Annotated in this window: 15 protein-coding genes and 1 pseudogene; 9 read left to right on the plus strand and 7 right to left on the minus strand. The window is 63.9% G+C overall.

The annotated features are described in order from the left end of the window. Positions 1 to 84 precede the first annotated feature (84 nt). Positions 85 to 1,163 (plus strand): annotated as a pseudogene (locus EJ069_RS10175) (LacI family DNA-binding transcriptional regulator). Between the two features lie 62 nt (positions 1,164 to 1,225). Here EJ069_RS10175 and opgC read toward each other — a convergent pair. After that, positions 1,226 to 2,422, minus strand: coding sequence for an OpgC domain-containing protein (opgC, locus tag EJ069_RS10180; protein ID WP_126061156.1), 1,197 nt, complete (start codon positions 2,420 to 2,422; stop codon positions 1,226 to 1,228). 204 nt (positions 2,423 to 2,626) lie between these two features. Here opgC and EJ069_RS10185 point away from each other — a divergent pair, with 204 nt between their 5' ends. Then, a complete protein-coding gene (locus EJ069_RS10185) occupies positions 2,627 to 3,286 on the plus strand; it encodes an alpha/beta hydrolase (RefSeq protein ID WP_245456494.1) in 660 nt (219 codons plus the stop codon). Between the two features lie 65 nt (positions 3,287 to 3,351). Here the strand turns inward: EJ069_RS10185 and sthA are convergent, their stop codons facing one another. Beyond that, the gene (gene sthA, locus EJ069_RS10190) at positions 3,352 to 4,740 is read right to left on the minus strand and encodes a Si-specific NAD(P)(+) transhydrogenase (RefSeq protein ID WP_126061158.1); all 1,389 of its coding nucleotides are present in this window, start codon (positions 4,738 to 4,740) and stop codon (positions 3,352 to 3,354) included. A 190-nt stretch (positions 4,741 to 4,930) separates the two neighbouring features. Between sthA and EJ069_RS10195 the strand changes: the two genes are divergently transcribed. The 4 genes from EJ069_RS10195 to EJ069_RS10210 all read left to right on the plus strand — a co-directional run bounded on the left by EJ069_RS10195 (position 4,931) and on the right by EJ069_RS10210 (position 8,121). Continuing rightward, positions 4,931 to 5,608, plus strand: coding sequence for an isoprenylcysteine carboxylmethyltransferase family protein (locus EJ069_RS10195; protein ID WP_126061159.1), 678 nt, complete (start codon positions 4,931 to 4,933; stop codon positions 5,606 to 5,608). Positions 5,609 to 5,714: 106 nt separating this feature from the next. After that, on the plus strand, positions 5,715 to 6,185 hold the full coding sequence (locus EJ069_RS10200) for an RDD family protein (RefSeq protein ID WP_073989170.1): 471 nt from the start codon (positions 5,715 to 5,717) through the stop codon (positions 6,183 to 6,185). 148 nt (positions 6,186 to 6,333) lie between these two features. Next, positions 6,334 to 7,098, plus strand: coding sequence for an arginyltransferase (locus EJ069_RS10205; RefSeq protein WP_126061160.1), 765 nt, complete (start codon positions 6,334 to 6,336; stop codon positions 7,096 to 7,098). Between the two features lie 126 nt (positions 7,099 to 7,224). Then, positions 7,225 to 8,121 carry a DMT family transporter gene (locus EJ069_RS10210; protein ID WP_126061161.1) on the plus strand — a complete coding sequence of 299 codons (897 nt, stop codon included), beginning with the start codon at positions 7,225 to 7,227 and terminating at the stop codon, positions 8,119 to 8,121. On the opposite strand, the gene EJ069_RS10215 is transcribed toward EJ069_RS10210, so the two are convergent. Both EJ069_RS10215 and parC read right to left on the minus strand, forming a co-directional pair. Continuing rightward, positions 8,109 to 9,308: an AI-2E family transporter gene (locus EJ069_RS10215; RefSeq protein ID WP_126061162.1), complete on the minus strand. Its 1,200-nt coding sequence runs from the start codon at positions 9,306 to 9,308 to the stop codon at positions 8,109 to 8,111. The genes EJ069_RS10210 and EJ069_RS10215 overlap by 13 nt on opposite strands. A 286-nt stretch (positions 9,309 to 9,594) precedes the next feature. Continuing rightward, positions 9,595 to 11,850, minus strand: a complete 2,256-nt coding sequence (gene parC / locus EJ069_RS10220; RefSeq protein ID WP_126061163.1) for a DNA topoisomerase IV subunit A — start codon at positions 11,848 to 11,850, stop codon at positions 9,595 to 9,597. A 412-nt stretch (positions 11,851 to 12,262) separates the two neighbouring features. Between parC and EJ069_RS10225 the strand changes: the two genes are divergently transcribed. Beyond that, positions 12,263 to 13,453, plus strand: coding sequence for a hypothetical protein (locus EJ069_RS10225; RefSeq protein ID WP_126061164.1), 1,191 nt, complete (start codon positions 12,263 to 12,265; stop codon positions 13,451 to 13,453). A 223-nt stretch (positions 13,454 to 13,676) separates the two neighbouring features. Here EJ069_RS10225 and aspS read toward each other — a convergent pair whose 3' ends face one another. Together aspS and EJ069_RS10235 are read right to left on the minus strand one after the other, a co-directional pair. Beyond that, the gene (aspS, locus tag EJ069_RS10230; RefSeq protein ID WP_126061165.1) at positions 13,677 to 15,470 is read right to left on the minus strand and encodes an aspartate--tRNA ligase; all 1,794 of its coding nucleotides are present in this window, start codon (positions 15,468 to 15,470) and stop codon (positions 13,677 to 13,679) included. Between the two features lie 108 nt (positions 15,471 to 15,578). Beyond that, the gene (locus EJ069_RS10235) at positions 15,579 to 16,337 is read right to left on the minus strand and encodes a DeoR/GlpR family DNA-binding transcription regulator (protein ID WP_126061166.1); all 759 of its coding nucleotides are present in this window, start codon (positions 16,335 to 16,337) and stop codon (positions 15,579 to 15,581) included. 118 nt (positions 16,338 to 16,455) lie between these two features. Here EJ069_RS10235 and EJ069_RS10240 point away from each other — a divergent pair, with 118 nt between their 5' ends. Next, positions 16,456 to 17,682, plus strand: a complete 1,227-nt coding sequence (locus EJ069_RS10240) for an MFS transporter (protein WP_126061167.1) — start codon at positions 16,456 to 16,458, stop codon at positions 17,680 to 17,682. A 181-nt stretch (positions 17,683 to 17,863) separates the two neighbouring features. Continuing rightward, positions 17,864 to 19,015, plus strand: a complete 1,152-nt coding sequence (gene rnd / locus EJ069_RS10245; protein WP_126061168.1) for a ribonuclease D — start codon at positions 17,864 to 17,866, stop codon at positions 19,013 to 19,015. Between the two features lie 161 nt (positions 19,016 to 19,176). On the opposite strand, the gene EJ069_RS10250 is transcribed toward rnd, so the two are convergent. Next, a complete protein-coding gene (locus tag EJ069_RS10250; protein ID WP_245456495.1) occupies positions 19,177 to 19,722 on the minus strand; it encodes a hypothetical protein in 546 nt (181 codons plus the stop codon). Between the last annotated feature and the right edge of the window lie 35 nt (positions 19,723 to 19,757).

Raw genomic sequence — 19,757 nt, forward strand, 5'->3', positions numbered from 1 at the left:
TTGAATCGATCCAACAAAAATGTTAGATGACCGGCAGCAATTCAGCGGTCATGTTGGTGACGTGACCGGATTCGGAGGAACGACATGGCATCACTCCTCGAAGGCCAGGCAAGACCGATCAGGCTGGCCGACATCGCCAAGGCCGCCGGCGTCTCGCATGGTACGGCTTCCAATGTCTTCAGCCGGCCCGAGATCGTGCGCGCCGAAGTGCGCGAACGGGTCAAGGCGGTGGCGGAACAGATGGGTTATGCCGGCCCGGACCCGAAAGGCCGGCTGCTGCGCGCAGGCAAGGTCAACGCCATCGGCGTCGCCACCACCGAGCCCCTCTCCTATTTCTTTGACGATCCTTTCGCACGCGTCATGATGGCCGGCATTTCGGAAGCCTGCGACGCCACCGGCGCGGGCATCGCGCTGGTGTCGGCGGCCAACCAGGAGAAGCTTGCCTGGAATATCCAGAGCGCGCTTGTCGACGGCTTCATCCTGTTCTGCATCGAAGGCGGCTCGCGCCTTGTCGACCTGACGCGCGAGCGAAGGCTGCCCTTCGTGGCGCTGGAGCTCGGCTTCCAAGACGAGACCGTCTCGGCCATCGGCGTCGACAATGTCGCGGGCGCAAGGCTGGCCGCACGCCATCTGGCCGAGCTCGGCCATCGCCGGTTCGCGGTGCTGTCGCTGGCCTTCGCAGACAACCGCACCGGCTTCGCCACGCCGGACATCGTGCGCGGCGCGCTCTACACCGGAACACGCGACCGCCTTGCCGGCTATTTCGAGGAGCTTGCCCGCTTCGGCATCGATACGACGAAAATCCCGGTCTACGAGACCGAGAATGAGGAAAGGAGCACCAGGGCCGGCCTCGAGGCGATCTTCGCCAAGGGCGAACCGCCAACCGCCATACTGGCAATGTCGGACCGCATGGCGCTGATCGCCATCGACTGGCTGAAAGCGCGGGGCCTGGACGTCCCGGCGACGTCTCCATCGTCGGTTTCGACGGCGTGCCGGACGGCGCGCTGTGCACGCCCGCGCTGACCACGATCGCCCAGCCGATCACCGAGATCGGCCGCCGCGCCGCGCGCATGATCCTCGACCATGACGGCGCGGTGCGGCGCGAGACGATGGGTGTCGAACTGATCGTCAGAGCCTCGACCGGCCCGGCCCGCAAAGGCTGAGCGCTCTTGCGGCGTTGCGCAATTGCGAGCGGAAACCGCTCCGCACTTCTCCTGAAATTGCTTCAGAATCCTCCCGCCCTTGCCGGCACCGGCTGCGCGCCGAACGGCCTGTGCGGAGCCTCCCCGCGCGCTTCCTTGGCGCGGGACGGCCCAAGACCGGCAAGCCATTCAAGGTAGAGCGCAAGCGCGAACTGCATGGCGATGCCGGCCGCGATCAGCAGCGTATCGTAAGCCGGGCCGCCCGGGTTGATCAGCTTCAGCACCTGCGCCGCCATCGCAAGCAGCGTGCCGGCGATGAACACCGGCAGCGAGCGCTTGCCCAGAATGGCCAGCGGATTGTCGGGCCTGACGCGGAAGAGGTTGGAGACAGCCGGCAACGCGACGATCAGGTAGCTGACCGACAGGATGTGCAACAGCCTCGGCAGCGACAGGAAGGTCTTGTCGAAGCCGCCGATCACCACCGGCAGATTGAACCAGGTGATCTGGCCCCAGAGCGGGCTGTGCACCCAGATCGCCGCGCCGACCACGTAGATGCCCGCGGCGCCAAGCAGCCACGGATTGATCGGGATTCGCCCGCCCCGCTTCACATGCAGCATGGCGGCAAGGCCGATGTTGAAGAGGAACTGCCAGGACAGCGGGTTGAGGAACCAGAGGCCAGGCTCCGGGTAGTTTGGCGGCGCGATCTGCCAGATGCCGGCGACGAGCCAGAGCAGGCCTGACACGATCAGCGCCATCACCGGCCGATAGCTGACGAACAGCACGAAAGCCGGCGCCGCCAGAAGCAGCGCCGCATAGACCGGCAGGATGTTGTTGTAGCCGAGCTGGTGGCCAAGCGTGACGATGCCGAGCAGCACCTGCGGCGTGTTCTTCATCAAGGGCTCGATGTTGATCATGGTCAGCATTTCCGGCCGGTGCGCGAAAAGCGCGGCGGCGCAAAACAGCGCGATCACCACCATCGTGATGACGATGTGGGCGATGTAGAGCACGCCAGCGCGCCGCCACATCTTCAGGGTCGCGAGCAAACGGCCGCCCGGCTTGAACTTCGTGCCGTAGGCCAGCGCCACCGAGATGCCGGAGATCAGCACGAAGGCTTCGGCTGCGTCGGAAAAGCCGAAATTCTTGTAGGTCCAATTCTCGAAGACCGTGCCCGGCACGTGGTCGACGAAAATGGTGAGCAGCGCGAGCGCGCGCAGCACGTCGATACGTGTGTCACGCTCTCCGATACGCTTGTCGCGTTCGTTGGAAACAGGGGTGGTCATCGACAAAAGGCCTCAAAGCTGGTTGTTCATAGCCAGCAATGCGACCCCCGGGGCGCACCGCTTCGATTCCTCCCGCGGGAGGGGTATCGGCGCTGAAACGGACTGAAATGCGCCTGGTTCAATCAACTTTCACGGAGCGCGAAAATATTCCGTTTTGAAGCCGGCAAATCAATGAATCTCTCATGGAATCAAATGGATGTGAGCGTGTCCGAATATAGTGACGAAAACAGTATCCTGTACGGCGATCTAGGCTTTCGCTACCGCGTGGTGACGCCGGCAAGGTCGACCGGCAAATGCCTTTTTGTGCTGCACGGATCGGGTGTGGACGAAACGACACTCATCCCGCTTGCACGGAAGATTGCACCTGACGCGACGCTGGTTGCCGCGCGTGGGCGCATCCCTCAGGACGACGGCTTCCGCTGGTTCGAGCGAATCACGCCGACAAGTTTCGAACAGACCAGCATCCGCGACGAGACCGCCGCCTATGCCGAATTCGCCGTGGAAGCATCGGTGCGCCATGACCTCGACCTGCGGCGCACGACCTTCCTTGGTTATTCGAACGGCGCCAACGTCGTCTCCAGCCTGATGCTGCTCCATCCCGGCCTGATCCGGCAGGCGGCGCTTCTGCGAGCGATGCCGGTGCTCGACACTTCGCCGATGACCGATCTCGGCGGAACGCGTGTCTTGATCATCGCCGGCGCCGCCGACCAGACCTACGGCCCGTTCGCCCCGGCTCTTGTGACGCTGTTCAGCGAACGCCGCGCCGAGGTCGACGCGCGCATCGTTGCCTCGGGCCATGAACTCGGCGACGCCGACGCCGCGATCGCGCGCCAGTGGCTGGCAGGTCCCATGCCGGCGGCCTGACCGCGCCCGCCCTCCGGGCAATGCTGCGTTAGAGAGCTGGCTCGGGACGTGGCGGCTTAGGAATTCTACCCCCGTCCCATCCGGTTCCAGGCATCCAGGCCCGCGATCTTGTAGGCTTCCGCCAGCGTCGGATAGTTGAAGGTGTTGTTGACGAAGAAATCGACCGTGCCACCGAGATTGATCACCGCCTGGCCGATATGAATGAGCTCTGTGGCGCCCTCGCCGACGATGTGGGCGCCAAGGAGGCGGCGCGTCTTGACAGAGAACAACAGCTTCAGGAAACCGCTTGAGACGCCCATGATATGGCCGCGCGATGTCTCGCGAAACCGCGCCAAACCAACCTCATAAGCATCGCCGCTCTCGCGCACCTGCTCTTCCGACAAGCCCACCGTCGAGATCTCCGGCACAGCGTAGATGCCATAGGGAAAGCTCTCCGGCGGCGGCGGCAGATTGACGCCGAAGGCGTGGCATGCCGCCACCCGGCCCTGCTCCATCGAGGTCGAGGCAAGGCTCGGGAAGCCGATGACGTCGCCGGCCGCGTAGATGTTCGGCACGCTGGTCTGGAAGGTCTGCGGATCGACCTTGACTCGGCCTCGGGCGTCGGCCTCGATGCCGACCGCGTCGAGGCCGAGGCTGGCGATGTTGCCGGTGCGGCCGGCGGCGTAGAGCACCATCTCGGAGCGGATTGTGCGGCCATCGGCGAGCGTCACCTCGGCATAGTCGGGTTTGGAGGCGATCTCCTTGACCGGACTGCCGAGCCGGATGGTCATGCCGCGGTCGCGCATCTGGTGGATGAAGTCGTCGACGATCTCGCGGTCGATGAAATCCAGGATGGAGTTGCGCGGCTCGACCAAGGTCACCGGCACGTCGAGCGCCGAAAAGATCGTGGCATATTCGACGCCGATGACGCCGGCGCCGATCACCGTCAGCGTGCGTGGCAGGTGGTGGAGTTCCAGCATCTCGTCGCTGTCGAATATCCGCTTCCCGTCGAAGGGCACGTCGGCCGGCCGGTGCGGCCGGGTGCCGACGGCAATCAGCGCGTTGGCAAAGCCAACCTCGCTGTAATCGCCATTGTCGGCGGTCAGGCTGGCCTTGTTCGGCGTGAGGAATTTAACCGCGGCGCGCGCGCTCTTCACGGTGTTGCGCATGAACTGGTGCTGCAACACCTCGACCTCGTGGTCGAGGGTCTTGTGCAGCCGTTCGACCAGATCGCCGATCGAAATGTCCTGCTTCACCCGGTAGCCGCGGCCGTAGAAGCCGCGTTCGCGCCAGCCCGAGAGATTGAGCACGGTCTCGCGCAACGTCTTCGACGGAATGGTGCCGGTATGCACCGAGACGCCGCCCAGACGCCTGCCCCGATCGACTACCAGGACCGACTTGCCCAGCTTGGCCGATTGCACGGCAGCGCGGCGTCCCGAAGGGCCGCTGCCGATGACCAGCATGTCGTAATCCATGAACCCCTTCCCCGCATCTTGTGCGCCGCAACAAGCTAATCCGGCGGCGGCGTCATATTCAACTGCCTATCGCGCCTGCCTACCGCGGAAAATCTGGAAGAAGCGGCCATATGAGCCGTGAACTTAACCCGACGGCAACGCTTGCGTGCAATGGTGATAAGCGAGGGAACTACGGGGTGGCTGAGTTTTCATGTCCAAAAGCGATACCTTGCCTGGCACAGCGACTGGTTTCCTGTCTGACCTACAGGCCCACCCGGTCTTCCTGGATCTGCGTGAAGGCCTGTTTCGTTTCATCGCGCTGCTCGTCGCCGCGATCTTCATCTATCGCGGCGTGAACAACGTCATCGTCGATCCGGGCCGCCTCAACGTCCTGCTGCTGACGATCTCCGAGACGCTTACCTTCATCTGGCTGCTTCTGGCGCGGCGGCCGATTGTCCGCGACTGGAGTCCTTTCACGGTATTCATTTCGCTGACGGCAGGTTTCGGCTCGGGCTTCGTCTCGCTTCAGGAGGGCGCCGCCATCATTCCGTTGTTCATCGCGGCGCCACTGCAGTTCCTGGCCCTGTGGCTGGTGATCTGGGGGAAAATGTCGCTCGGCCGCTCCTTCGCCATCCTGCCCGCCAATCGCGGCGTCGTCACCGGCGGGGCCTACCGCTACGTGCGGCATCCGATCTATGCGGGCTACCTGGCAGGGCACATCCTGTTCCTGCTGTCGAGCTTCTCGCTCTACAATTTCACCGTCTACGCGATCATCACGCTGTTCCAGGTGCATCGCATCCTGCGAGAGGAACGCATCCTGGCGCTGACGGAGGAATATCGCGACTATCTCGGGCGGGTTCGCTACAGGCTCTGTCCCGGCATTTTCTGAGATCACGCCGCCCGCCCGCGGGCACGTTCCTTGAATTCCGGGCCACTCTCACCATTTGAGAATGCGGCAGGCATCCTTATGCGGATGCGGCGATCGAGGAACGGATATGAACGCACGCGTTTTGGATGGTGAGATCATTACGACCAGGTTCGAGGACACCCGCGCCTATCGCGGGGTGCGGACAAGGCGCATCTTTGCCTTCCTGCTCGACTATTTCTTCGTCGCGCTGCTGACCATTCCCTTTGCCATACTGGTGGCCATTCTCGGGCTTTTGACCTTCGGCCTTGGCTGGGCGCTGTTTTCGGTGCTGGTGCCGATGGTCGCCATCCTCTACATCTGGAACACGCTGGGCAGCCGTGACCAGGCGACGACCGGCATGAAGATCATGGGCATCCGCCTGGAGAAGCTCGACGGCAGCCGTATCGACGGCATGACGGCGGTGGTGCATTCCGTTCTGTTCTGGGCCGGCAACGTCATCCTGACGCCGCTGGTGCTGCTGGTCACGCTGTTTTCCGACCGCAAGCGCACGCTGCACGACCTTTTGCTCGGCACCGTGGTCACCCGCACCGACATCTGACGGTGTCGACAGCCGCATCCATCGAACGACCAAGCCGCCTGTGCCCAAATATGAACAGGCTTGGGCCGCCGCGCCCGCACAATCCTGTTGAATTTTTCGCCGGCCGGGCCAAAGGTAGGGCGATTCGCAGGAGCGTTTCCAAGATTAGATGACGCAGCATCCGACCCAGTCGCCGCAGTTCTTCCTGACCGCGCCGTCGCCGTGTCCCTACCTGGAGGGACAGTTCGAGCGCAAGGTGTTCACGCACCTTGTCGGCGACAAGGCGCCGGAGATGAACGATCTGCTCACGCAAGGCGGCTTCCGGCGCTCGCAGAACATCGCTTACCGCCCGGCTTGCGAGTCCTGCCGCGCCTGCGTGTCGGTGCGCATCCTGGCGCAGGAATTCGATCCCAGCCGCAACATGCGCCGCGTCATCCAGCACAATGCCGATCTCGTCGGCGCCATGCATGACGCGCAGCCCTCGACCGAGCAATACTCGCTCTTCCGCAGCTATCTCGACGCCCGCCATCGCCGCGGCGGCATGTCGGACATGACCGTGCTCGACTATGCGATGATGGTGGAAGACACGCATGTCGACACCAAGATCATCGAATACCGGCGTCGCAGCCCCGATACCTTCATAACCGGCAAAGGCCAGGGCGAACTGATCGCCGTGGCGCTGACCGACAAGATGGCGGACGGCCTGTCGATGGTCTATTCCTACTTCAATCCCGACCTCGAGGACCGCTCGCTCGGCACCTTCATGATCCTCGACCACATCGCCCGCGCCAAGGCGATGGGCCTGCCCCACGTCTATCTCGGCTACTGGGTCAACGGCTCGCGCAAGATGAACTATAAGATGCGCTTCATGCCGCAGGAGCATCTCGGCCCGAAAGGCTGGGAACGCTACGACCACGAAGCGGTCAGTCGCTGAGCCGCCCTACGCTTCACCCTTAGACTGTTTCAAGGAGGAGGACGCTGGTCTTTCGGCCGTCGGGCTGGAACGACCGCGACATGGCCCCTGTGCGCCTCTTCAAGACTGCTTTGCGAGATTGCCCGCGTGTCCACTCATACCGACCACCAAAAAGGTCTCCTGATCACCGCCATCGGTGGCCTCACACTGACCGTCGACATACCGCTGATCCGGCTCGCCGATGGCGCACCCTGGACGATCATGCTGCTGCGCACCGGCACCACCTTGCTGGCGGGGCTGGTGATGTGGGCGATCTGGAGGTCGCTGGACAGGAACGCGCCGAAGCTCATCCCGGGCTGCTCGGGGCTCGCCGTTGCTGTCTGCTACGGTTTGACCGGCATAAGCTTCGTCACGGCCGTCTATCATACATCGACCGCCGACCTTGTCTTCATCCTGGCCTTCAACACCGTTTTCGCGGCGCTGCTGTCGTGGCTCTTCCTCAAGGAAAGACCACGGATTGCGACCATAACCGCCATGCTGGCGATGATCCTCGGCGTGCTGATCATCGTCGGCGGCTCGGTCGGAACCGGGCATCTGTTCGGCGATTTCATGGCGCTTTGCTCGGCCTTCTTCGTTGCGCTCGCCATCACCATCTCGCGCGCCAGCGGCGAGGACATGGGCTTCACCGGGCTGGTCGGCGTCATCCTGCCGCTGGCGCTCGCCGCCTTCATGGTTTCGGGCGAAGGTTTTCACGTCAACGCGCCGTGGTGGATCATCTTCAACGGCGCCGTGATCATGCCGATCTCGTTCTTCTGCCTGGCCAATGGGCCGAAATACATTTCGGGGCCGGAGGTGGCGATGTTCTATCTTCTGGAGACCGTGCTGGCGCCGATCTGGGTCTGGCTGATCTTCGCCGAGGCTCCCACGCGCAACAGCCTGATCGGCGGCACGATCCTGATCGTGACGCTGGTGGCGCATTCGCTGTGGCAATTGCATGAGGGCCGCAAGAGGCGGGCGGCGCTTGCGGTGGTTCACCCGGCCTGAATCTTCCTCGGCTCGGCCGCCGCCTCGATCTGGGACGGCGCGCCGGCGTGATCGGCGACCGGGGGAATCTCGTCCATCAATTCCACCTCGCGCAGCCATTCGCGCCAGATGGCGACGAGCAGGGCCATCAGCACTGGGCCGATGAACAGGCCGAGGAAGCCCATCGTCTTGACGCCGCCGATCAGACCGAAAAAGGTCGGCAGGAAAGGCAGCTTGATCGGGCCGCCCACCAGCTTGGGCCGCAGCGTCTTGTCGACGATGAAGAGCTCGACCGCGCCCCACGTGAACAGCGCAAGGCCGGCGAACAGCTTGCCGCTGGCCGCGAGGTAGATCGAGACCAGGGTGAAGGAGAGCGGCGCGCCGCCCGGGATCAGCGCCATGATGCCGGTGAGCGCGCCGAGCGTGACCGGCGACGGCACGCCGGCGAGCCAGTAGGCGATGCCCAGCACAAGGCCTTCGCCGATGGCGATGATGGTCATGCCCGTCACGGTCGAGGAGATGGTCGCCGGCACGACGCGCGAGATGCGCTCCCAGCGCGTCGGCAGGATGCGCTCGCCCAAGCGATCGACCTGGGCGGCGAAAGACTCGCCGTCGCGATAGGCGAAGAACAGCGCGATCATCATGAACAGAAGCGTCAGCAGCAGGCTGAAGGCACTGCCGCCGGCAGCCAAAGCTCCGCGATAGATGTTTCCGATATTGGAGCCGCTGACCGCCTGGATCAATTCGCCGATGCCGCCGGGATGGCCAAGATAGGATGTCCACTGCTCGTTCAGCCACTCGCCGATGACCGGCATGGTGGCAATCCAGCCCGGTGTCACCGCGCCGTGCCGGTTGGTTTCGATCGCCCAGGTGACCCACTCGCGCAGCTCGTTGATGGCATAGGTGCCGGCCAGCGCGATCGGCACCACCAGGAAGGTGAGGATGAAGAGGATCGCAAGCGTTGCGCCTATGGTGCGGTTGCCGCCGACGGCGACGAGCAGGCGGCGGTAGAGCGGCCAGCTGGCGAAGGCGATGACCAGCGCGGCCAGAACCGGGAACAGGAAGCCGTGGAAGAAATAGACGCCGGCGGCGACGATCAGCACCAGGAGCCAGCGCGCCGCCGACAGCGGCGGAATGACGGCCGCCCTGAGCGGCGTCGACAGGCCGAACAGGCGCTGCCCCGGCTTCTGGATCTCGGCCCGCTTCAATCCGGCGTTTCTCCCTGCCCGATGGCTCAATGGGTCTTTATGCACCATCATAGTGCAGCAATCGTGACGATAGTCCAAATAGTGCCTTTTCCTTCTCCCCTTGTGGGAGAAGGTGGATCGGCGCGCAGCGCCGAGACGGATGAGGGGTGTTCCAGCGGAGTGTGACGTCAAAACATCCAAGGAATTTAAGTGCTTAGACTGAAAGGTCGCGATCCTTCCAACACCCCTCATCCGGCCGAGCTTCGCTCGTCCACCTTCTCCCACAAGGGGAGAAGGGGGAGCTCCGCTACCCGAATTTCCCCGTCCGCGGGAAGCCCTTCGGCACCATGCGGCCGGCGGCGGCGCGGGCGCCCATCCACTCGGCGAGTTCCTCGCGCGACTTGGTGAAGGTGCGGTCGGCCGAATCCTGCCAGGAGAGCCCGACCTCCAGCGTGAAGGTCTTCAGGTCCAGCACGCCGCCGTCCTTGTATTTCTGCAGACGCACGCCCTTGCCGCGGGCCATTTCCGGGATGTCGGAGAGCGGGAAGACCAGCATCTTGCGGTTCTCGCCGACAATGGCGAGGTGGTCGCCCGAAACCGGAATGCAGCGCTTGGCTTCGTCCGGCGCCTTGACGTTCATGACCTGCTTGCCCTTGCGGGTGTTGGCGACGACCTCTTCCTCCGAAACGACGAAACCATTGGCGTCGTAGGACACCAGCAGCAGCTTGCGCTTCGGATCGTGGACAAAAGCGGTGACGATGTCCTGGTCGTTCTCCATGTCGACGATAATGCGGATCGGCTCGCCATGACCGCGCCCGCCCGGCAGCCGGTCAGCGCCGATGGTGTAGAACTTGCCGCCGGTGGTGAAGACCAGGATCTTGTCCGTGGTCTGGGCATGGAAGGCAAGCTTCAGGCTATCGCCTTCCTTGAAGGCGAGCTGCGAGTAATCGGTCAGGTGGCCCTTCATGGCGCGCAGCCAGCCCTTTTCCGAGACGACGACCGTGACCGGCTCGCGTTCGATCATCGCATGTGCGATGTCGGTGAGATCGTGCTCCGGCGCGTCGGCGAACTGGGTGCGGCGCTTGCCGAGCTCGGTCTCGGGGCCGAACTTGTCGCGAAGCTGGGTAACCTCCCACTTGATCGTCGCCCATTGCTTGGCGTCGGACGCGAGCAGCGCCTCGATCTGCTTCTTCTCCGCGGTGAGCCCGTCGAACTCCTTGCGGATCTCGATCTCTTCCAGCTTGCGCAAGGCGCGCAGGCGCATGTTGAGGATGGCTTCGGCCTGGTTGTCGGTGAGCGACCAGCGGGCCATCATCACCTGCTTGGGCTCATCCTCCTCGCGGATGATCCTGATCACCTCGTCGATGTTCAGATAGGCGATCAGGTAGCCGGCGAGGATTTCGAGCCGCTTCTCGATCTCGCCGAGACGATATTTCGAGCGGCGGACGAGAACGTCGCGACGGTGGTCGAGCCATTCCTTCAGCACGCCCTTCAGCGAGAGCACGTTCGGCACCTTGCCGCGCGACAGGACGTTCATGTTGAGCGGGAAGCGGCTTTCGAGCTCGGTGAGCTTGAACAGCGATTCCATCAGGAGGCCGGGATCCACGGTGCGGCTCTTCGGCACCAGCACGATGCGGATGTCCTCGGCGCTCTCGTCGCGGATGTCTTCGAGCAGCGGCAGCTTGCGCGCCATCAAGAGTTCGGCGATCTTCTCGATCAGCCTGGCCTTCTGCACGCCGTAAGGGATCTCGGTGACGACGATGCTCCAGGTGCCCCTGCCCTGGTCCTCCTGGCCCCATTTCGAGCGCACGCGAAAACCGCCGCGGCCCGTCTCATAGGCTTCGAGGATCGAGGCTCGGCTGTCGACGATGATGCCGCCGGTCGGGAAATCCGGCCCCTGGACGAAATCCATCAGCTTCGCCACCGGCGCTTCCGGATGTTCGATCAGATGGAGAGCGGCGTCGCAGAGTTCGGCGGCGTTGTGCGGCGGGATCGAGGTCGCCATGCCGACGGCAATGCCCGAGGAGCCGTTGGCGAGCAGGTTCGGGAAGGCGCCCGGCAGGACGGACGGCTCCTCGTCCTCTTCATTGTAGGTCGGGCGGAAATCGACCGCGTCTTCATTGATGCCGGCAAGCAGCTCGCTCGCCACCTCCGTCATGCGCGCTTCGGTGTAGCGCATGGCGGCGGCGTTATCGCCGTCGATGTTGCCGAAATTGCCCTGCCCGTCGACCAGCGGGTAGCGCATCGAGAAATCCTGCGCCAGGCGCACCAGCGCGTCGTAGATCGACTGGTCGCCATGCGGATGGAACTTGCCCATCACGTCGCCGACGATGCGGGCGCATTTGGCAAAACCCTGATCGGGGTTAAGCCTGAGCAGCCGCATGGCATGCATGATGCGGCGATGGACAGGTTTCAGTCCGTCGCGCACATCCGGCAGTGCCCGGTGCATGATGGTCGACAGCGCGTAAGCGAGATAGCGCCGCTCGAGCGCTTCCTTCAGATCGACCGGTTCGATTTTGTCGCCGCCGCCATTGTCATCGGGCGGCAAAAGCCTCTTTCCCATGGATTTGGACTAGCCGAGCGGGTGATTCGCGGCAAGCGCCGCGTGAACATCGGCGCTTTGGTCGCGGCTACGAACAAACCGGCGATGTGAAGGGCTTCACGGAAGCGCCCGGGAGGCGGCTGCAATTTGCCACCGATCTGCAACAGGCCGCGGCGGCACCATGACGCCGGCCAACATCAACTCGTTACACGCGGCCTCTATCTGGCATGCAACACGCTGGCGGAGGAAAGCCGCGATCTTCATGACAAATTCACCGCATCGCGCAATGGCTGCCCGCCGGCGTTTGCTTTTCGTCGCCATTTTCGACAAATGTGCCGGAAAATGCCTTCTTCCCGTCCCGTTCGTCACGGAATGGTGAATGGAGCAGGTTTCAAAACAATTTTCATAGCCAAATCAGGACAGGGAACTCGCCATGACAATCCAACGCTCAACGCTCAAGAAACTGGCTTTTTCGACCTTTCTGCTGACGCTGCCTCTCAATGCAGCCTTCGCCGCCGATCCGGCGGTGGCCGAGCGCATCAAGGCAGCCCTTGCCGCCCAAGGCGTCGAGATTTCCTGGACCGGGGTCTCGGGCGACGATTCCAACGCCGTGCTGCAGGGCGTCTCCATCAAGCCGGCGGCCGAGAAGGAAGCGCTGCCGATCGGAGACGTGAAGCTGGAAGGTGTGACCGAGGCCAATGGCGGCTATGCGATCGCCACCGTCTCGACCTCGCCCTTCGAACACAGCAAGGACGGCGTGACGCTCGACCTTAGCCCGGTGGTCATCCACGACATGAAGGTCCCTGCCGAAGGCAGCACCGATCCGCTCGGCTCGCTGATGATGTACAAATCGGCGGAGCTCTCCAACATGACGGTCAAGGTCGGCGACAAGACGGCGTTCGCGATGGACGGGCTTGCGGTCCAGATCACCCCGCCGGCCGACGGCAAGGCGATGGACTTCACCGCCAACACCGAGAAATTCACCGCGGATCTCTCGCTGATCGACGATCCCAAGTCGAAAGAGGCGATCGAGGCACTCGGCTACCAGAATATCTCGGGCAATATTGCCATGGCCGGCACATGGCAGCCGAGCGACGGCAAGATGGAGCTGTCGAAATATGACATCTCGGTCGAGAATGCCGGCACGCTCGGCATGACCTTCAACCTCGGCGGCTACACGGTCGATTTCATCAAGTCGATGCAGGCGATGCAGAAGCAGCTCGCTTCGCAGCCGGAAGGCGCCGACAATTCCGCGCAGGGCATGGCCATGCTCGGCCTGATGCAGCAGCTTTCCTTCAACGGCGCATCGGTGCGCTTCGAGGACGATTCGCTCACCGGCAAGGTGCTCGACTATGTCGGCAAGCAGCAGGGCATGTCGGCCAAGGACGTCGCCAACCAGGCCAAGGCGATCGTGCCGTTCGGCATGGCGCAGCTCAACAATCCCGAGCTGACGGCGGAAGTCTCGTCGGCGGTCAACACCTTCCTCGACGATCCGAAGAGCCTGGAAATCTCGGCCGAGCCGCCGTCGTCGGTGCCGTTCGCGCTGATCATGGCCGGCGCCGTGTCCAACCCGCTCGACCTGCCCAAGACGCTGGGCGTCAAGGTCAAGGCGAACCAGGACTGATCGAACTGGCTGCCTTCTCCCCGTCACTGTACGGGGAGAAGGTGCCGGCAGGCGGATGAGGGGCAGCGCCGGCGCTTGCGAATATGAAATTCGATGCCTGGCCGGTCAGAAGGCTCGGCTGCCACCGATGAAAAATCGCCAGCGTCCGCGCTGCCCCTCATTGTCCTGCCGGACATTTCTCCCCGTATAGGGACGGGGAGAAAGAGCAGTTGCCGCGCTGCCGTTAGTCCTTCTTTGCTACAGCCACCCGCAGCGACAGCTCGCGCAGCTGTTGCGGGGTCGCTTCCGACGGCGCGTTCATCAGGAGGTCGTAAGCCTGCTGGTTCATCGGGAACATGGTGATCTCGCGCAGGTTCTTGGCCCCCACGAGCAGCATGACGATGCGGTCGACACCGGCCGCCATGCCGCCATGCGGCGGCGCGCCATACTGGAAGGCGCGATAGAGGCCGCCGAAGCGTTCTTCCACGGTTGCGCGGTCGAGACCGACCATCTCGAAAGCCTTGACCATGGTTTCCGGCAGATGGTTGCGGATGCCGCCCGACGCGATCTCGAAGCCGTTGCAGACCATGTCGTACTGGAAAGCCTTGATGCCGAGCGGCTCCTGGCCGTTCAGCGCGTCAATGCCGCCCTGCGGCATGGAGAAGGGGTTATGGGCGAAATCGATCTTCTTCTCGTCCTCGTTCCATTCGAAGAACGGGAAGTCGACGATCCAGCACAGCTCGAAGCGCTCACGGTCGACGAGGTTCAGCTCCTCGCCGGCGCGGGTGCGCGCAGCGCCGGCGAAGGTGACGAACTTCTTCGGATCGCCGGCGACGAAGAAAGCGGCGTCGCCGTCGGCAAGGCCGAGTTGCTGGCGGATCGCCTCGGTCCGTTCCTCGCCGATGTTCTTGGCAATCGGACCGGCGCCTTCGAGTTTTTCGCCTTCCTTGCGCCAGAAGATGTAGCCGAGGCCCGGCTGGCCCTCGCTCTGCGCCCAGGAGTTCATGCGGTCGCAAAAGGCGCGGCTGCCGCCGGTCTTGGCCGGAATGGCCCAGACCTCGGCCTTCGCATCGTTGGCCAGGATGTTGGCAAAGACCTTGAAGCCGGAATCGCGGAAATGATCCGAGACCGCCTGCATCTCGATCGGGTTGCGCAGGTCCGGCTTGTCGGAGCCATAGGTGCGCATCGCCTCGTCATAGGGAATGCGGCGGAATTTCTGGGTTACCGGCTTGCCGTTGGCAAATGTCTCGAAGACGCCGCGAAGCACCGGCTCCATGGTGGAGAGCACGTCGTCCTGCTCGACGAAGCTCATCTCGAGGTCGAGCTGGTAGAATTCGCCCGGCAGCCGGTCGGCGCGCGGATCCTCGTCGCGGAAGCAGGGCGCGATCTGGAAATAACGGTCGAAGCCGGACACCATGATCAGCTGCTTATACTGCTGCGGCGCCTGCGGCAGCGCATAGAAGGTGCCGGGATGGATGCGCGACGGCACCAGGAAGTCGCGAGCGCCTTCCGGCGAGGAGGCGGTGAGGATCGGCGTCGAGAACTCGGTGAAGCCGACCTCGCCCATGCGCTTGCGCATCTCGGCGATGATCTTCGTCCGCGCCACAATGTTCCTGTGCAGCGTCTCGCGGCGCAGGTCGAGGAAACGGTATTTCAGGCGGATGTCCTCGGGATACTCCGGCTCGCCGAACACCGGCAGCGGCAGTTCCTTGGCGGCCGACAGCACCTCGATCTCGCGCGCGAAAATCTCGATCTCGCCGGTCGGCAGATTGGCGTTCACCGTCTCCGGCAGCCGCGCCTTGACCTCGCCGTCGACGCGGATCACCCATTCGCCGCGCACGGTCTCGGCCACTTTGAAGGCCGGCGAATCCGGATCGGCGACGATCTGGGTCAGGCCGTAGTGGTCACGCAAATCGATGAAGAGCAGCCCGCCATGGTCTCGCACGCGGTGCACCCAGCCCGACAGGCGGACCGAATTGCCGACGTCGCTCTTTCTCAACTGGGCACAGGTGTGGCTGCGGTAACGATGCGTGGTCATGGGTAAAGTCCGGAAATTGCGGGCACCAGCCCGGCTCGAAAATTGGCGCGAAAAGCGCATGAGAGGCCGGCTTTGTCAAGGCAAGCGGTCACACAGGCGCGCTTCTGCTCAGGCAAAGTGAATTTGCGCGCCTTGGCTTTGAAAATCGGCGAGCGTGGCGGCAGGCGCGGTCTTTTCCACCACGAGATGGCGGATCGCATCGGCGCCGGCGACACGATACGGCGCAGCAGTCGCAAGCTTGTCGTTGGTGACGGCAATGACGATGCCGGCGCTGTTTTTCGCCATGGCGCGTTTCACCTCAGCTTCGGCCGAATCGAAGGCGGTGACGCCGCGCGCGGCATCCAGACCGCAGGACCCTAGAAAGAACAGATCGGCGCCAAGCTGGGCCACGGCGGCCAGCGTATCGGCGCCCACGCAGGTGCCGAGATCGGGAACATAGCGGCCGCCGAGCACGATCAGTTCGACCAGAGGACGATCGACCAGCGCCGAGGCGACCCCCAGCGAATTGGTGGCAATGGTCAGTTCCATATCGCGCGGGATTGCCCTGGCGATGGCTTCATTGGTCGTGCCGCCATCGATGAACAGGGACTGCCCCGCCACGAGCAGCCCCACTGCCGCTTTCGCCAGGCGCGTCTTTTCCTCGACCGCATGCCCGCTGCGCTGGCTGAGCGTCGCGGCGGCAAACGGCGCCGAGGCGACCGCGCCGCCATAGACGCGGCGCAGCTGCCCGGCCTTGGCCAATTCCCTGAGATCGCGGCGCACCGTGTCTTCCGAGACGCCGAAACGGCTGGCGAGTTCGCCGGCCAGCACCTTTCCGTCCGCCGCAAGCTGATCGCGAATGAGTTGATGGCGTTCTTCGGTGAGCATACACGATCCTATTTATTCGTGCACGTTGTTGCATGTTTTGCCTGTTCATGCAAGAAACAGAGTCGTCAGCGGGTCCCGAAGTTCGCCTGCCGTATCTCCCTGTTGTTGGATGCCCGCGATGAACCTTGGCCTGAAACTCGCTCCGCAGCACCGCGTCTATGCGGGCTTTGCGGTCTATTCCTTTGCCATGGGCAACATCTTCCCGCGCCTGCCCGACATCAAGCGAGCCATGCGGATCGAGGATGGCACGCTCGGGCTTGCCCTGATCGGCACGCCGATCGGCACGCTGATCGCGCTGACGCTGGCGACGCCGGTCCTGGAGCGTGTAGGCTTTCGCCGCGCGCTGCTTTGGCTGGTGCCGTTGCTTGGCCTGGCCTATGCGATAGCGGTGCACGCGCCTGGCCCGGCGTCTCTGTTCCTGATGCTGCTTCCGGTCGGGCTGATGATCGGCAGCATCGAGATCATCTTGAATGTCGAGGCCGACAGGACCGAGTTCCTGCTCAAGCGCCGCATCATGAACCGGGCGCATTCCTTCTGGAGCATCGGCTTCTTCGGTGCCGGCCTGTTCGGCGGCGCGCTGGCGCATCTCGGCCTGCCGCCGCAACTGCATCTGGCGCTGGTGGTGCCGATGGTGGCGGCCGCGATGGCGCTGTTCCTCGGCGGCTTCGAGCCGGCGCCGGCGCGGTTCGCCACGACCAGCGACGAAGCGCCGATATTCGCGCGCCCCACGCTGCCGATCCTCGTCCTCGTCGCGGTGACGCTGTCGGCGATGCTGATGGAAGGCGCCAGCATGGACTGGTCGGCGATCTATATGCGCACGGTGTTCGAATCCGGCCCGCTGACCGCCGGCTTCACCGTGGCGCTGTTCGCCTTCTCGCAAGCGACGACGCGCTTCTTCGCCGACAGCTTTGTCGACCGCCACTCGCCGAGCGGCGTGGCGCGCGTGCTGTTGGCGACGATGATGGCCGGCGTCTTCACCGTCTTTTTCTCGCCCCTGCCCTTCATTTCGATGCTGGGCTTTGCGCTTCTGGGGATCGGCAGCAGCGCCATCTTCCCGCTGGCAATCTCGGCGGCGGCTCAGCGCACCGACCGCCCCGCGGCGATCAACGTGGCGGCGCTGTCGCAGATCTCCTTCGTCGCGTTCCTGCTTGGGCCGCCGCTGCTCGGCTTCGTGTCGGACCATTGGGGCATCCGCTCGGCCTATGGCATCGGCATACCTTTCATCCTGCTCAGCCTGGCGGCAGCGGGCGCGCTCGGCCGGCGGCCATCGCCGAGCGCGGTTCCGGACGGCGCGATGTCCAGTCCAACAAGAGAGCGGGTGCCGGCGCGGGCCTATGAGGCATGAACGGCTCTTGGCGGAGCGGAGCGTGACGGCCTGAGGGTATGGCGGCTTGGCGCGCAGGCGCGCCGTGCGATTTCGCATGGGAGAACCCGGCGATCCAGCCACCGCTTACGTTGCGGCGGCTTGACGAAAGCGCGCGCGGCTGAAATTGAAAGGGGCCTAATATTGTGCCAGAAGCGATTTGATGCGCGTCATCACCACACAGGAAGAACTCGAGAACGTTGTCGCGGCGTTCGAAAAGTCGGAATTCGTTACCGTCGATACCGAATTCATCCGCGAGACGACCTTCTGGCCGATCCTTTGCCTGATCCAGATCGCCGCGCCTGGGATCGAGGCGCTTATCGATCCGTTGGCCCCCGGCATCGACCTGAAGCCGTTTTTCCGGCTGATGGCCAATGAAGCGGTGCTGAAGGTTTTTCACGCGGCGCGCCAGGACATCGAAATCATCGTCCATCTCGGCAATCTCGTGCCGCATCCGGTGTTCGACACCCAGGTGGCGGCGATGGTCTGCGGCTTCGGCGACAGCGTTTCCTATGACCAGCTCGTGCAGAAGGTCACGGGGGCGCGCTTGGACAAGTCGTCGCGCTTCACCGACTGGCGGCACCGGCCGCTCTCCGACAAGCAGCTCGAATACGCGCTTGCCGACGTCACCCATCTGATCAAGGTCTATCAGCACCTCAGCGCCGAGTTGAAGCGCGAGGATCGCGCGCACTGGCTGAACGAGGAGATGGATATCCTCACCTCGCGCGAGACCTACGATCCGCATCCCGAGGATGCCTGGAAACGGCTGAAGATGCGGCTGCGCAAGCCGCAGGAGCTGGCGATCGTGCAGGCGGTGGCCGCCTGGCGCGAGCGCGAGGCGCGCGAGCGCGATGTGCCGCGCGGCCGCGTGCTCAAGGACGACGCGATCTACGAGATCGCGCAACAGGCGCCGCGCGACGCGGCGGCGCTCGGCAAGCTGCGCACCACGCCAAAGGGCTGGGAACGCTCCGCCACGGCAACGGCGCTGCTCGGCGCGGTCAACACAGCGCTGGCCTTGCCCAAGGAGGCGATGCCGAAACTGCCGAAAAGCGTGCAGCCGCCAGAGGGTTCGAACGCTGCGGCGGAGCTGCTCAAGGTGCTGCTCAGGATCGTCGCCGAAAAGGAAGGCGTCGCCACCAAGGTGCTGGCCTCCAGCGACGATATCGACCGCATCGCGGCCGAGGGCGACGAAGCCGACGTGCCGGCGCTGCAGGGCTGGCGGCGCGCCGTTTTCGGCGAGCAGGCGCTGAGGCTGGTGCGCGGCGAAATCGGCATCAAGTTCGACAAGCGCAGAATCGCGGTGTTCGATCTGTAACGCCCTCCTTTCCCTATCCCCTTGTGGGAAAAGGTGGCCTCGCGAAGCGAGGTCGGATAGGCGGCAATTTCGAGCGTATTGCCAAGCTGGAACACCCCTCGTCCGTCTCGGCGCTGCGCGCCGATCCACCTTCTCCCACAAGGGGAGAAGGGAAAGTCCGCTCACCGCCGGTGCCCGGCCAGCGCGAAGACGGCGATAACGAAGACCGGGATCGCCAGCAGCGCGAATTTGGTGACGGTCAGCAAGGAAGCGAAGGCGAGCGAATCGGGATTGGCCGATTGGAAATCGGACAGCAATCGCGCCACGGCAAAATTCTGGGCGTAGTCGGCGACCGCGTAGGGAAGCACCAGCACCAGCGAGAACAGTGCCTGCAACTGCGCCGACATGGCGCGGAACGTGCTGAGCCGCCGCCCGTAAACAAGGATGAGACTCACCAGCGTCAGCGACAGCAGCGCCGGGAACAGGAGGTCGAAGGTCAAATAGTGCCAGACGATGATGATCTCGCCGCCGCGCCGGCCGAGCGCCGTGAGCCAGGCCATGCCTTCGTCGGGAGTGAAGCCGGCAACGCGGATGTCAAGCGAGGCCAGGCCGCCGCTCAAGCGCTGGAAATAGAGGAACTCCAGCGCCGTCATGGTCAGGAAAAGCGCCATCGAAGCGATGGAAAGCGCCGCCGCGTGCCGCGACAGCCGCAGCACCGCCACGCTCAAATCACGCCACAGTCCGCCCTGACGATCGGACTGAT

Source organism: Mesorhizobium sp. M2A.F.Ca.ET.043.05.1.1, assembly GCF_003952445.1.
Lineage (GTDB): Bacteria > Pseudomonadota > Alphaproteobacteria > Rhizobiales > Rhizobiaceae > Mesorhizobium.

What these genes read in the sequence shown, in the direction of transcription:
- opgC (WP_126061156.1), bottom strand. Translation starts at nt 2,422, where the DNA reads ATGACCACCCCTGTTTCCAACGAACGCGACAAGCGTATCGGAGAGCGT.
- sthA (WP_126061158.1), bottom strand. Translation starts at nt 4,740, where the DNA reads ATGGATTACGACATGCTGGTCATCGGCAGCGGCCCTTCGGGACGCCGC.
- EJ069_RS10195 (WP_126061159.1), top strand. Translation starts at nt 4,931, where the DNA reads ATGTCCAAAAGCGATACCTTGCCTGGCACAGCGACTGGTTTCCTGTCT.
- EJ069_RS10200 (WP_073989170.1), top strand. Translation starts at nt 5,715, where the DNA reads ATGAACGCACGCGTTTTGGATGGTGAGATCATTACGACCAGGTTCGAG.
- EJ069_RS10205 (WP_126061160.1), top strand. Translation starts at nt 6,334, where the DNA reads ATGACGCAGCATCCGACCCAGTCGCCGCAGTTCTTCCTGACCGCGCCG.
- parC (WP_126061163.1), bottom strand. Translation starts at nt 11,850, where the DNA reads ATGGGAAAGAGGCTTTTGCCGCCCGATGACAATGGCGGCGGCGACAAA.
- EJ069_RS10225 (WP_126061164.1), top strand. Translation starts at nt 12,263, where the DNA reads ATGACAATCCAACGCTCAACGCTCAAGAAACTGGCTTTTTCGACCTTT.
- aspS (WP_126061165.1), bottom strand. Translation starts at nt 15,470, where the DNA reads ATGACCACGCATCGTTACCGCAGCCACACCTGTGCCCAGTTGAGAAAG.
- EJ069_RS10235 (WP_126061166.1), bottom strand. Translation starts at nt 16,337, where the DNA reads ATGCTCACCGAAGAACGCCATCAACTCATTCGCGATCAGCTTGCGGCG.
- EJ069_RS10240 (WP_126061167.1), top strand. Translation starts at nt 16,456, where the DNA reads ATGAACCTTGGCCTGAAACTCGCTCCGCAGCACCGCGTCTATGCGGGC.
- rnd (WP_126061168.1), top strand. Translation starts at nt 17,864, where the DNA reads ATGCGCGTCATCACCACACAGGAAGAACTCGAGAACGTTGTCGCGGCG.